This window comes from Prosthecobacter gellanilyticus (genome assembly GCF_007992435.1).
GTDB lineage: Bacteria > Verrucomicrobiota > Verrucomicrobiia > Verrucomicrobiales > Verrucomicrobiaceae > Prosthecobacter > Prosthecobacter gellanilyticus.
The window spans coordinates 1-12,100 of the sequence record NZ_BKAG01000062.1 but is presented as its reverse complement, the minus strand read 5'-3'; the positions used below and the strand labels follow the sequence as shown (position 1 = coordinate 12,100).

Genomic DNA, 12,100 nt, shown 5'->3' with positions numbered 1-12,100 from the left:
ATTTCCAGCAATCCTCGATTTCATATGTCCGCTGCTCCCAAGATCACCGTTGTCGGTTCACTAAACGTGGATCACACGCTGCGTGTGCCGCGCATCCCGGCTCCGGGTGAGACCCTGACCTCGAGCAGCATGCTAACCTGCTTTGGAGGCAAGGGCGCGAACCAGGCAGTGGCCGCGGCGCGGGCTGGAGGAAGGGTGTCGATGATCGGTTGTGTGGGGCAGGATGGCTTTGGAACTCAGTATCTGGAGCATCTGCAAAACGAAAATGTTGATACGACAGGTGTTCTGCGGACGGAGATTCCCACAGGCTCGGCCTTCATCGCGGTGGATGATCGTGGCGAGAACACCATCATCGTGAATCCCGGGGCGAATCATGAGATCGCGCCACGGGACGTCGATGAGCAAGCGGCCTTGATCCGAGAGAGCAAGGCGCTTCTGCTCCAGCTCGAGTGCCCCTTGGCTGTCATCAAACGTGCGGCGGAGATGGCTCGCGAGGCCAGTGTCCGCATTGTGATCAATCCATCACCATGGTCAGCGGATTTTGCTGAAGCAGCCATTCCGGTGGACGTGCTCATCGTGAATGAAAAAGAGGCGGCGATGCTGCTAGGGAAGCCGGTGAAGCTTGCGATTCAGGATATCGAAGGAGCGTTGCAAAGCGCAGGATGTGGAGTGCTGGTCATCACGCGTGGCGCTGACAGCACACTGGCCCTGAGTTTGGAGCATGGAGTGATTGAGGTGGCTCCACCGAAGGTCGTGCCTGTGGACACCGTGGGTGCAGGTGACAGCTTTGCAGGCGCGCTGGCTGTGGCTTTGGCTGAAGGTGTCGAGCTTGAGCAGGCACTTCGTTTTGCCAATGCGGCTGGAGCACTGGCGACTCAGAAAGCAGGGGCCCAACCCGCGATTCCGACTCGTCAGGATATCACTGCACTGTTGTGATCAAAAGTGGTTACGCCAGCATCTCACGGATGACGTGACCTTCCACATTGGTCAGGCGGCGCTGGACACCGTTGTGTTCAAAGGTAAGGCGCTCGTGATCGAGGCCGAGCAGATGGAGGATGGTGGCGTTGAAGTCGTAGAGAGGATGAATGTCCTTCACAGCCTTCTGGCCTAGCTCATCCGTCTCGCCACAGCTTACGCCAGACTTCACACCAGCACCGGTCATCCAGCAAGTGAAGCCGTCGGGGTTGTGGTCGCGGCCCTTGGCACCTTTCTGGAAGAAGGGCATGCGGCCGAACTCAGTGCACCAAACCACGAGTGTGTCTTGAAGCAGACCGCGCTGCTTGAGATCGCGGATCAGGGCCGCGGCAGGTTGATCCAGGATGGAGGCATGCACATCGTACTGCTCTTTCAGATCGCTGTGGCCATCCCAGTTCAGCTTGCCGCCGCTGGCATAGGCGCCATTGAAAAGCTGCACAAAGCGCACGCCGCGCTCGATGAGACGCCGCGCAAGAATGCAGTTCTTCGCGAAGGCGGCCTTGTCCTTGTTCTGCGTGTCATCCGCTCCGTAGAGTTTCAGGATGTGTGCAGGCTCGGTGCTGAGATCATTGATCTCCGGCACGCTGAGCTGCATGCGCGCGGCGAGCTCATAACTGGCAATCCGCGCGGCGAGTTTGCCATCGCCAGGATTCGCCTCGAGATGTCGCGCATTCATGCGCTGTAGCAGGGATCGTGCGGCTTGATCGGTTTGAGCGGAAACTCCCGGCGCAGCGAGATGACGCACCGGGTTCTTCGAGCTCATGGTGGTGCCTTGAAAGGCTGCCGGAAGAAAGCCCGGGCCCCAGTTGTTGGCGCCGTTTTGCGGCACGCCGCGAGGATCAGGAATGGACACGTAGGACGGTAGATCCTGGTTCTCACTGCCGAGCGCATAGGTGGTCCAGGCACCGAGACTCGGGAAGCCATCGAGCACGAAGCCGGTGGAGAGAAAATTTTCCGCCGGGCCATGTGTGTTCGATTTGCTCGTCAGCGAATGCACAAAAGCAAAATCGTCCGTAAGCTCCGCGAGATGTGGAATCATATCACTCACCCATTTGCCCGTTTGTCCGCGAGGGCGGAAGGGATACTGAGGCCGCGCGAGATTGCCTGAGGGGCCTTGGAAAGTCACGGCAGGTCCGCCTGGCAGTGGCTTGTTATCCCACTTGATCAGCTCGGGCTTGTAGTCCCAGGTCTCAAGCTGGCTCACAGCACCCGCGCAGAAGATGACGACCACATTCTTTGCCTTCGCTGGGAAATGCGGCTGCCTCGGCGCATAAGGCCGCGCGGGATCAATGACAGGCCCCTTTGATCCAAGCATGCCATCCGCCGCGAGCAGTCTGGTCAGCGCGATGGACCCCAGGGCTGTGGCGCTCTGCGTGAGGAATCCACGCCGGTCGAGCAATTGACGGCCAGCCGTGGAAAGATGTTCGGGATGCGGAATCATGAGAGCGTCATGCATTAATCTCCACATCACGGGAGCCTTTTACGAAGTTTCTTTCGGTTCTTCTAGCACGGCCAGCTCACGCAGGATGGTGGTGGCATAGGTGCCGCGAGGAAGATCAAAGCTCAGTTGCAGATCACCACTTTCCAAAGCCAGCAGCTCCGGATGAATGGGGTGCAGACGCATGACGCGTCGCTCCTGGCGCAGTCCCGCAGCTTCCAGCCCGGCAGTGATTTCAGGGAAGCGCGATATGACCTCCAGCTCGAATGCACGGACTTCGTCTGATGTTTGAAGTTCGCCACTGCCCCAGAGGGGGGCGGTGATCTCGACCTTACCTTCCTTGAAACGCTGCGCCTCATCACCACGCTGGTTGTTGATGAGCAACAAGGTGCCGTTGTCCTGAAAGCCATAGACCTCACCGGGCAGAGCCTTGCTCCAAAGACCACGCGCCATGCGCTCCGCCACCACGGCATTGAAGAGATGACTGCGCGCAGCAGAAAGCAGGATGCCGCGCAGGAGCCGGTCACCAGTGGTGAACTCACCGCGAAACATGGCGATAGCCTTTTCCACATTGCGACCTTCATTGCCGAACCGTTGATTGCCAAAGTAGTTAGGCACACCTTGCCTCACGATCTGCTGCCAGCGCTCTTTGGCAGCATCAGCGGCGAAGTTTGAATCACGCAGGCGAATGGTGAAGCGATTGCCGAGATGAATGCCGCGGCGCAGCTTGCGAGTGTTTCTTGTGACGCGCAGCACCCGCAGACCTTCGGACTCCAAAGCTGCAGGCTCCGGTGATAGTTGGCCTGGCATGTGCAGGCTGAACCATTGGCGTGTCACGGCATGGCGATCCTTTAGGCCGCAATGGCTGACGAGCCGGCGCCGCAGGCCGAGTGCATCCGCCAGACGTGCGCCTGCGGTGTTGCTATCGAGGTCACGCTTCTCCACCCAGACGAGACAGTGCTCGCCTTCACCTGAAGGCTCGAACCCCAGCAACTCCTCGACGATGAAGTCTTCCGGCAGCGTTTTGAACCCAGCACGGCCAAGCGGGCCACCGTGCAGGTGGGGTGGTTCCATCGAATCTCTTTCCATGAACCTTCACCCTATCTCCATCTTCGCGAACTGGCCAATGACGGATGGCTTCAGGGGATAAAAAGGAACTCGTTGGAGTTGAAGAGTGCCCGGCAAAGCGTGGCGAGTCCGTGATCGCGGATCGTGGGCACGGTGTCTTGCAATTCATCGGTTGTCGGGCTGCGGCTGAGGGCGATCTGGTAGGCACGGGTCACTTGTGCAGTGAAGTCGTTGCCAGCCTCCTTCTTCACGCGAGCCGCGAAGGCTTCGGACGCATCCAGGGTGAAGCGGCTGTTGAAGAGGTTCAGGGCTTGGATGGGCGTGGTGCTGGCGCGGCGGATGGCGGTGCTTTGACCAGCATCCGGGCAATCAAAGGCACCGAAGATGGCTTCGGGTTCGCGACGGACTTTGTGTGCGTAGATCATGCGTCGGAGGCCATCTCCGGTGAAGCTCTCAACAGGCTCAAAGCCGCTGAGGCCGCCGCGTTTGTCGAAAAGATTGTAGCCTCGGCCATACATCTTCACATTGAGCTGGCCACTGACGGCGAGCATGGAATCGCGGATGGTTTCGGCTTCGAGACGACGGGTGGGGAAGCGCCAGAGGAACCTGGATTCGGAATCGATATCGAACGAGTTTTCCAACTCGTTCGAACGAGCTAAAAAGCTCGTTCTACGGTAAGTATCCGACAACACGATCAACCGGTGCATGTGCTTCACGCTCCAGCCGCTGCGGATGAACTCGGTGGCGAGCCAGTCGAGGAGCTCGGGGTGGGTGGGTTTCACTCCCATGCGGCCGAAGTCGCTGGGAGTCTCGACGAGGCCGGTGCCGAAGTGGCCCTGCCAGATGCGGTTCACCATGACACGTGTGGTGAGCGGATTCTGCGGACTGGCGATCCACTCGGCGAGAGCTTTGCGGCGATCTTGTTCGGCTGCTTCCTTGGGCAGCTTGAGATCACCCAAAGCACTGAGCACCGCGGGGACGACGGGTTCCTTGGGCTGCTCGGGATCGCCACGATTCAGCAGGTGAATGTCATCGGGTGTGCGGAAGGTGCCTGCGAACACTATTTGTCCGGCACCGATCTTCTGAAGCTTGTCATCCAGCGGAGCCTTTTGAGCCATCAGGCGTTTGGCCTCGGCGACTTCATTCTTGTGGAGGCCTTGAGTGGAAAAGGCGGGCTGGGTACGATCGCGCGTGTCAAAGCGCTGACGGTCATCGGAGTCGGCGACGACCTGCCAGGTGCCGGAGATGTCAGCAGTTTCGATGACGTAGCTGGTGGCGAGACGGTCTGTGTATTTGCCCTGACGATCGCGGCCCCAGACGACACGCTCGATGTCGTGCTCTTCCTTGAACTCAAGCATGACCCAGCCTTTGCCTTTCTCGCTCGACATCCAACTGCGTGAGTTGCCGTAGTTTCCGTCATTCACGAAGCGCAGCTCGTGACGATCAGTGGTGACCTTCTCGCCTGAGGCCGTGACTGCGGCATCATGGGCAATGTTGTCGCCCGCAGTGGTGAAGACTTCGAGCTCATCGATGCAGGGTTCGAGAGAGTTGGTATCACGAATAGTGAAGCGCACGCGCTTAGCTTTCACGGGCATGAAGCGGTCCCGGTTCTCCCGTGCGCTCACCATGATGCGCTTCACGCCGGACTTGGCCATGGGCACGAAGCGGGCGAGCTGCTTGTCGAGCTCTGCGATCTGGAATTTGACCTGCTTCATCTCCTCGCGAGCGGCGATGGCTTCCGGCGTTTGCAGATTGCGATCGCCATACTGCACACCAGCGACAAAGGCCTGCATGGAGTAGTAATCCTTCGCGGTGATGGGATCGAACTTGTGATCGTGGCAGCGTGCGCAGCCGATGCTGAGTCCGAGGAAGGTCTGGCCGATGTTCACGACGATCTCGTCGATGGAGTCCTGACGTGCGAGACGCTTGGAGGGTTCATCTTTGCCGATCTGTCCGGGCAGGAGCACGGAAGCCGTGACAAGGAAACCTGTGGCGGCATCCTGCTGCGTCAGATCTCCCACGATCTGTTCCTTGATGAAGCGATCATAAGGTGTGTCGTCATTGAAGGCGCGGATGACGTAGTCGCGGTAGGGCCAGGCGTTCGGGCGCTCGGTGTTGACTTCAAAACCGTGCGTGTCGGCATAACGAACAACATCGAGCCAATGCTGGGCCCAGCGTTCGCCGTAGCGCGGGCTTTGCAGAAGACGATCGACAACAGCGGCGTAGATTCCTGAATCTCGATTCCTGATTCCTGATTCAAAGGCAGTGACTTCGTCGGGAGTCGGAGGGAGGCCGGTGAGATCAAAAGTCACGCGACGCAGCCAGGTGATGCGATCGGCGGGTGGGGAGCGATGCAGTCCTTTTTCATTGAGCTTGGCATCGATGAAGGTATCAATCTCCTCGCCTTTTGGTTTGGGCGCAGTGGCTTGAAGTGGCTTGAAGCTCCAGTGATTGCGGCGGTCTTCGAGCTGGGTCAGGTCCACACCCTCCGGCCACGCGGCGCCTTCTTGAATCCAGGTGGTGAGTGTTTCGATCTCAGGCGCGGAGAGCTTGCCTTTGGGAGGCATGAGCTCATCTTCATCATCGGTGATAATGAAGTGGATCAGTGGGCTGTCCTTGGCCTTGCCGGGGATGATGTCGGGGCTGTGATTGTCACCGCCCTTAAGGGCTTCGGACTTGATGTCGAGGCGCAAGCCAGACTTTTGCTTTTTCTCACCGTGGCACTCGTAGCAGTGCTTTTGGAGGATGGGCCGTACATCTCGCACGAAGTCGACGGGTGCTGCACTCAGACAGGCAGGCACAAGCCATGTCAGGGCGGCGATGCGAAGCGCGGGATGGGTGACGGGCATGAGTTCATCTCCTTATCTCCGGTCACGAGCCGTCTTTAACATCTTTTTTGCCTGGAGAAGCCATCGCCCAACAAAAAAATCGGGAGCACGACGGAGATCGTCGTGCTCCCGATGAGGAAGGTTTAAGCTTACTTGCTGGCAGCCTTGCGACCGGCTTCGTAGCTGTTGATGAGGCAGCGGTAGCTGGGCAGATGGTTGGAGAAAAGCGTACCGAGGCCGACGATGTCATTGCGCCAGTCGCGATGCAGTTCACAGGCGACGCCGAACCAGCTCATGAGCTGGCAGCCAGCCTGCTCCATTCGGGACCAAGCAGCATTGCGGGTGGTCTGGTTGAAGGTGCCAGAGGCATCCGTACAGACGAAGACCTCAAAACCTTCCTCACGAGCAGAGAGGGCAGGGAAGGCCACGCAAACCTCTGTGACGATGCCGGCGATGAGAAGCTGCTTCTTGCCGGTGGCCTTCACGGCCTTGACGAAATCTTCGTTATCCCAGGCGTTGATGTTGCCAGGACGTGCGATGTAAGGCGCATCGGGGAACAGTTCCTTGATCTCGGGGACGAGAGGACCGTTCGGGCCGTCTTCAAAGCTGGTGGTGAGGATGGTGGGCAGCTTGAAATATTTCGCGGCATCGGCGAGGGCCAGGACGTTGTTTTTGAAGTCATCCGGGGAAAAATCCTGGACGAGATTGGTCAAACCTGTCTGGTGATCCACCAGCAGCACGGCGCAGTCGTTTTTGTCGAGACGGTTGTATTTAAAGTCGCTCATAAGAGTTGTGGTTTGAGTTGGGGAAGAATGAGCCGCGCGTTGGTCTCGCGGTGAAATCATGCTGACGCATCCAGGCCCGTTCGTGAAATGTTTTGTGCCTTGGCTCAGCATGCGTGTTTGGCATGCTGCCAGAAAACTCAGCGGTAGGGATTGCCCGCGGCATGGAGGGCGCGGATCTCGGCATCGCTCATGGCGCGGCCGAGCAGGAGCAGTTCATCCACACGACCGCTCAGCTTGCGGTCCTGCTGGTTCCAGTTGCCGATCTGGGCAGGACCCAGGCGCGCGGGATGAGCGATGGTTAGGCGTGTTTCTTTATCAAACTGACCATTGAGGTAGAAGCGCGCAGTTTTGGCCTGCGAGTCATACACGGTGGCGAGATGAACCCAGCGGCCTTGCTCGGGCAGCACGGGCGTGAGTGAGTCGGGATGACCGTCGCGCTCACTGGCATCAGGAGCGAGCGTATTGCCGATGAGGGCGAGGCGCATGGTGGTGTCTCGATTGATTATCCAGTGAACCTGACCGGGGTTGTTCTTGCTCCATCCATCGGTGTGCAGCAGCGACTGATACGGAGCGCCGAGGCGATCAATGCGTACCCAGGCGGCGAGAGTGAGCTGCGGCCAGCCGTGCTCGCTGCCGACATCAAGCTTGAGATGATCGCCGACGTTCACAAACTCCGGTGCATGTGAGCCAGGCCAGCGGCCCTGCACGTTACGAAACACACCAGGGAGAGAGTCGTTGGACTCGAAGTCGAGCAGGGCGATCAAGGCGGGATCGTGCTTCAGCTCGGCGAGCGCTGCATCTGATTGGGCACGCTGGCCGGCGGCGAGTCCGGCGGTGAGCTCGCGCATTTCATCGGCCTGGATGAAGGCGGCGGAGCGCAGCTCACGTGAGGTGTTGGCTCCTGCATCAAACATCACGGCATCGCCGGTGCGCAGGCTTTGCTTGGATGGCGCGCCGTTGGCCTTGGCGATGACCTCGCCCTGGAAAACATGCACTTCAGCAGCACCGCTCGTGGGCACATCAACACCAAAGCGCGTGCCGAGGTCCACGGCATCTCCGGAAGGCGTGATGACGGTGAAACCTTTCGCGGCAGGTGGCACATCCGCAGAAAGACGGCCGCGCTTCATGTGCAGACGCTGGGAGGATTCAAAGCGAAACTCAGCAGGCGCCTCGATGATGATGCGCGCACCGCGTGCGCTGATGAGTGACACGGTGCCTGCGGTGAGCTGGACGGGTTCGCTGCGCAGAGAGGCGCCTTCAGACAGATCTGTGATCCCGGCGGCTTTCTCCACCTTGGCGAAGCCCTGCTGAGAGCCCTGCCACCACCATCCGCCTAACAAAAAGAGGGCTATAGAAGCGGCGACTGCGACCCAGCGGGGCGAGGAGCGCCATTTCGTGACTTGTGACGCAGGGCGCAGAATTTTAGGCTCTACGTGTTCTTGCTCCAAGTTCCAGCCAGCGGCCATCGCAGCGATCGCAGAGTCCACGTTGAGGATCTCGGCGAACTCACGGCGCGCATCGGCATCTTTCAGAAGCGTCTCGTTGAGTTGCTGCATCTGCGCAGGGATGATGCTGCCATCGAGATAGGCTTCGATGAGAGATTCGAGGTCTGGCTTCATGGTGCTACCTCCTCTTGAGTCATGGCGCGGCGGATGCAGTCCAGCAGCAGCTTGCGCATGCGGTGCAGCCATTGATAAAAGCCTGCCACGGTGCGGCCGCTGCCTTGCGCCACTTCCTGGATGCGTGACTCGGGCTGGTAGGCCTGCATGAGCAGGTCTCGCTGATCGGCAGGCACCTTCTTCATGCAGTGCTCCAAGGCATCGCGCTGGCGCTGCAGGCGAGGCTCTTCGGCCGTGGTTTCCTCGGCGATTTTGGCAATGACTTCCTCATCCAGCACAAGCCGGTCGCGGCCACGATCCCGCAGCCATGCCAGCACCTCAAAGCGGGCGACACCGAAGGCCCAGGCGCGGAAGTCAGCACCATCGCGGAAGGAGTCAAACTTCTCCCAGAGCACCACGCTGATCTCCTGCATCACATCATCAGCATCCGCGCGTGCGGGCACCAGCCGCCGCACATGCGCACGGATGGCCGGTTCGTGCGCGGTGAAGCTGCGCAGGAAGCGGTGATGGCGTTCGGTTTCGGCCGGAGACATGAGGGTGCATGGAGTATCTCCGGTCCGGGCAGGTTTTTAACGCGGAATTTTTCGCGCCCGCTTATCTGGAGGTCTTGGGCAGCGCCTTGGAGATCTCCTCCGCGACCTTCTTGCCCAGGAACGCATAGCCCTCAGGGCCGTAGTGGAGGTCCTTGGGATTGTGCAGACGGTCAAACTTCGGGCTGATGTGCGCATTGAGGTCATCCACGGCGACGTCATTCTCGGCCATCACACGGGCGGCGATTTTGTTGTAGTCTTTGACCTGGCCGAACTTGCGCGGCGGATTCAGCTCACCCTCAGGGATGGGTGTGGTGGTGGCCCAGATGAGCTTGGCGCCGGTCTTCTGCATGCGGGAGACGAGGTCGCGCAGGTTCTTCTCATAGTCCTCGGCCTCGACCTGACGTTTGCCATCGGGCATGAACTTCAGATCGTGAATGCCCCAGTTGAAGTGAATGACATCCCACTTGCCGGTTCCGAGCCACTTCTCGATGTTAGCGATGCCATTTTTGGTTGGGCCGCCGTTTTGCGGGATGCGGTGCACATTGGCTTTGCCTTCCAGCAGCTTGCGAACCTCGGGTGTATAACCCATGGAGATGGAATCGCCGATCAGAAGCACGCGAGGAAGACCAGCGACGTCCTCGATGGGAGCGAGCACGGAGTTGGGTTCCTTCTTCGCCTTCGTGGCGGAGGTTTCGGCGGAGACGGCGAGGGCGAGGCTGAGAAAGGCTGCGGTAAAGGCGTGGATGTTCATGGATGGGTGAATCTCAAACGGACCTCATCGGGAATTCTCATCATCGCTTTGTCGGTTCCCTTCAGTGCAGCATCACGCCTTCGTGAATGAGCAGCCAGCGCTTCCGTTCCACACCTCCGGCGAAGCCGGTGAGGCTGCCATTCGTGCCGATGACGCGATGGCAGGGGACGAGGATGGAGAGCGGGTTTTTGCCGATGGCCGTGCCCACGGCGCGCACGGCTTTCTCCGCGCCGATCATGTGGGCGATCTCAGAGTAGGTCCTGGTCTGGCCTGAGGAGATGGTTTGCAGGGCCTGCCAGACTCGCTGCTGAAACTCGGTGCCATGGGCAAAGGCCAGCGGTGGCAGCTTGCGGGCCTTGTGACCGGCAAAGTAGGCATGCAGCCATTGGCGTGTGGCATCAAAGCGCGGGCCATCATCACGCTGCCAGGTGGGTTTGCTGGCGGGCCAGTATTTGTGGTCGGTGAAGAAAAGACCGCACAGACCCTTGTCTGTAGCGGTGACGGTGAGCTCGCCCAGCGGTGAGTCGAGCGTGGTGAAGTAGATGGTCGGAGTCATGGGGTGAGGCTGGTCCAGAGGGCGATGGAGGCGTAGGCGCGCCAGGGACGCCAGGCTTCGGAGCGCTCGGTGGCGGCGCGGGTGGAGACGAGCTCGCCTTTGCCGATGGCCTTGCGCAGGCCGAGGTCAGCGGCAGGGAAGGCATCAGGATAGCGCAGCGCGCGCATGGCGATGTAGTGCGCGGTCCAGGGGCCGATGCCAGGAAGCGCAACCAACTTTGCGACCACAGCCTCGTGATCCTGGCCGGGTGGAAAATCAAAGCCGCCACTCATCGCGAACTCAGCGAGATGATGCAGAGTCTTGGCCCTCGCACTGACGAGACCGAGGCGGCAGAGTGCATCAATGCTCATCTTGGCAATGGCTTCCGGAGTGATGCCAAGCTGGTTCAGGTTCTCAAAAGGTGTCTCCACCTTGTGGCCCACTTCATTCACCAAGCGAGCCGAGAGCGTGGTGGCAGCGCGGACGGTGATCTGCTGGCCGAGCACGGCACGCACCGCGAGTTCAAAGACCTCCCAGGCACCGCAGACACGCAGGCCGGGATGCTTCTTCATCACAGGGGCGAGGAGTTCATCATCGCCGAGTCGTTCTTCGATCAAGTCAGGACGCGCATCGAGGTCAAACATGCGGCGCACACGACTCTGCACGGTGCCGAGCACAGGCATGAGTCCTGGAGATACTTCCACGCGCAGGGCAGCCTCTTTGGGCATAGGAGAAACACGAATCCAGCCCATGGCTTTGCCGAGCATGACGGTGCGGTGGTATTCACCGTCCTTGATCTCCTCCACACCTGGAAGCAGGCGGCTGCGGAAGTAGTTCATCATCGTCTCCCAGGCGAGCGGCTCGCGATAGGCGAGACGGAGAGTGATGACATCGTCCGTGCGCGTTTGCTGAGTGCGGCAGGCCGAGGGTGCCATGCGGTAGTGCTCGCGAAAGACGGCGTTAAAGTTCCGCAGGCTGCGGAAGCCTGCGGCGAGCGCGATCTCGCTGATGGGGCGCGTGGTCTCGCGCAGCCACTGCTTGGCCATGAGCAGGCGCTGGGTCTGCACGACCTGCACGGGGGTCACGCCAAACTCCGTGAGGAAGATGCGGCGCACCTGGCGCATGCTCAGGCCCATCTCCGGCTCCATGGTCTCCAGTGTCATGCCTTTCATGGCTCGCTCGCGAACACGGCGTAACAAAGAGTCTGCCAACGTGGTGCCGGGGCTGCCGGGAGCCACTTCCGGGCGGCAACGCAGACAGGGGCGGAATCCTGCGGCCTCAGCGGCACTGGCGGTGTCAAAAAAATCACAGGAAGTGGCGGCCGGTGTGCGGGCGGGGCAGACGGGGCGGCAGTAGATGCCGGTGGTCTTCACCCCGGTGAAAAACACGCCATCAAAGCGCGCATCGCGTCCACGATGTGCGGCATAGCAGGCTTCAGCGTCCAGAATCATGGTGCTACTTTAAGCACACATGGCGGCAGGACGCTCGCCGTTTTCGGACATCAATATGAGATGGCTGTTTGAGGGAGTCTGGAGGTTGTTGGGCACGCTTGGTGTGGGGCGTGCGTT

Annotated in this window: 10 protein-coding genes; 1 reads left to right on the top strand and 9 read right to left on the bottom strand. The window is 60.0% G+C overall.

The window, feature by feature from the left end:
• Positions 1 to 24 precede the first annotated feature (24 nt).
• Positions 25 to 936 carry a ribokinase gene (gene rbsK, locus BGE01nite_RS25775; protein ID WP_146855266.1) on the top strand — a complete coding sequence of 304 codons (912 nt, stop codon included), beginning with the start codon at positions 25 to 27 and terminating at the stop codon, positions 934 to 936.
• A 10-nt stretch (positions 937 to 946) separates the two neighbouring features.
• Here the strand turns inward: rbsK and BGE01nite_RS25770 are convergent, their stop codons facing one another.
• From BGE01nite_RS25770 to BGE01nite_RS25730, 9 genes are all read right to left on the bottom strand, one after another.
• On the bottom strand, positions 947 to 2,431 hold the full coding sequence (locus BGE01nite_RS25770) for a DUF1501 domain-containing protein (RefSeq protein WP_246145804.1): 1,485 nt from the start codon (positions 2,429 to 2,431) through the stop codon (positions 947 to 949).
• Between the two features lie 24 nt (positions 2,432 to 2,455).
• Positions 2,456 to 3,487: a tRNA pseudouridine(13) synthase TruD gene (gene truD / locus BGE01nite_RS25765; protein WP_170267069.1), complete on the bottom strand. Its 1,032-nt coding sequence runs from the start codon at positions 3,485 to 3,487 to the stop codon at positions 2,456 to 2,458.
• Positions 3,488 to 3,552: 65 nt separating this feature from the next.
• Positions 3,553 to 6,330, bottom strand: a complete 2,778-nt coding sequence (locus BGE01nite_RS25760; RefSeq protein ID WP_146855262.1) for a PSD1 and planctomycete cytochrome C domain-containing protein — start codon at positions 6,328 to 6,330, stop codon at positions 3,553 to 3,555.
• 128 nt (positions 6,331 to 6,458) lie between these two features.
• Positions 6,459 to 7,094: an isochorismate family cysteine hydrolase YcaC gene (ycaC, locus tag BGE01nite_RS25755; protein ID WP_146855260.1), complete on the bottom strand. Its 636-nt coding sequence runs from the start codon at positions 7,092 to 7,094 to the stop codon at positions 6,459 to 6,461.
• Between the two features lie 137 nt (positions 7,095 to 7,231).
• Entirely contained in the window at positions 7,232 to 8,713 is a 1,482-nt protein-coding gene (locus tag BGE01nite_RS25750) for a LamG-like jellyroll fold domain-containing protein (protein WP_170267068.1), read from the bottom strand.
• The gene (locus BGE01nite_RS25745; protein ID WP_146855256.1) at positions 8,710 to 9,246 is read right to left on the bottom strand and encodes a sigma-70 family RNA polymerase sigma factor; all 537 of its coding nucleotides are present in this window, start codon (positions 9,244 to 9,246) and stop codon (positions 8,710 to 8,712) included. Before BGE01nite_RS25745 ends, BGE01nite_RS25750 begins: the two co-directional genes overlap by 4 nt.
• A 61-nt stretch (positions 9,247 to 9,307) precedes the next feature.
• Entirely contained in the window at positions 9,308 to 9,997 is a 690-nt protein-coding gene (locus BGE01nite_RS25740; RefSeq protein WP_146855254.1) for an SGNH/GDSL hydrolase family protein, read from the bottom strand.
• A gap of 61 nt (positions 9,998 to 10,058) precedes the next feature.
• Complete coding sequence (locus BGE01nite_RS25735) at positions 10,059 to 10,553, bottom strand: methylated-DNA--[protein]-cysteine S-methyltransferase (protein ID WP_146855252.1); 495 nt, start codon at positions 10,551 to 10,553, stop codon at positions 10,059 to 10,061.
• The gene (locus BGE01nite_RS25730) at positions 10,550 to 11,983 is read right to left on the bottom strand and encodes a DNA-3-methyladenine glycosylase 2 family protein (protein ID WP_146855250.1); all 1,434 of its coding nucleotides are present in this window, start codon (positions 11,981 to 11,983) and stop codon (positions 10,550 to 10,552) included. Before BGE01nite_RS25730 ends, BGE01nite_RS25735 begins: the two co-directional genes overlap by 4 nt.
• Between the last annotated feature and the right edge of the window lie 117 nt (positions 11,984 to 12,100).

Bases quoted from the DNA above. Each gene is read 5' to 3' on its own strand.
- rbsK (WP_146855266.1), top strand. From the start codon at position 25: ATGTCCGCTGCTCCCAAGATCACCGTTGTCGGTTCACTAAACGTGGAT.
- BGE01nite_RS25770 (WP_246145804.1), bottom strand. From the start codon at position 2,431: ATGCATGACGCTCTCATGATTCCGCATCCCGAACATCTTTCCACGGCT.
- truD (WP_170267069.1), bottom strand. From the start codon at position 3,487: ATGGAACCACCCCACCTGCACGGTGGCCCGCTTGGCCGTGCTGGGTTC.
- BGE01nite_RS25760 (WP_146855262.1), bottom strand. From the start codon at position 6,330: ATGCCCGTCACCCATCCCGCGCTTCGCATCGCCGCCCTGACATGGCTT.
- ycaC (WP_146855260.1), bottom strand. From the start codon at position 7,094: ATGAGCGACTTTAAATACAACCGTCTCGACAAAAACGACTGCGCCGTG.
- BGE01nite_RS25750 (WP_170267068.1), bottom strand. From the start codon at position 8,713: ATGAAGCCAGACCTCGAATCTCTCATCGAAGCCTATCTCGATGGCAGC.
- BGE01nite_RS25745 (WP_146855256.1), bottom strand. From the start codon at position 9,246: ATGTCTCCGGCCGAAACCGAACGCCATCACCGCTTCCTGCGCAGCTTC.
- BGE01nite_RS25740 (WP_146855254.1), bottom strand. From the start codon at position 9,997: ATGAACATCCACGCCTTTACCGCAGCCTTTCTCAGCCTCGCCCTCGCC.
- BGE01nite_RS25735 (WP_146855252.1), bottom strand. From the start codon at position 10,553: ATGACTCCGACCATCTACTTCACCACGCTCGACTCACCGCTGGGCGAG.
- BGE01nite_RS25730 (WP_146855250.1), bottom strand. From the start codon at position 11,983: ATGATTCTGGACGCTGAAGCCTGCTATGCCGCACATCGTGGACGCGAT.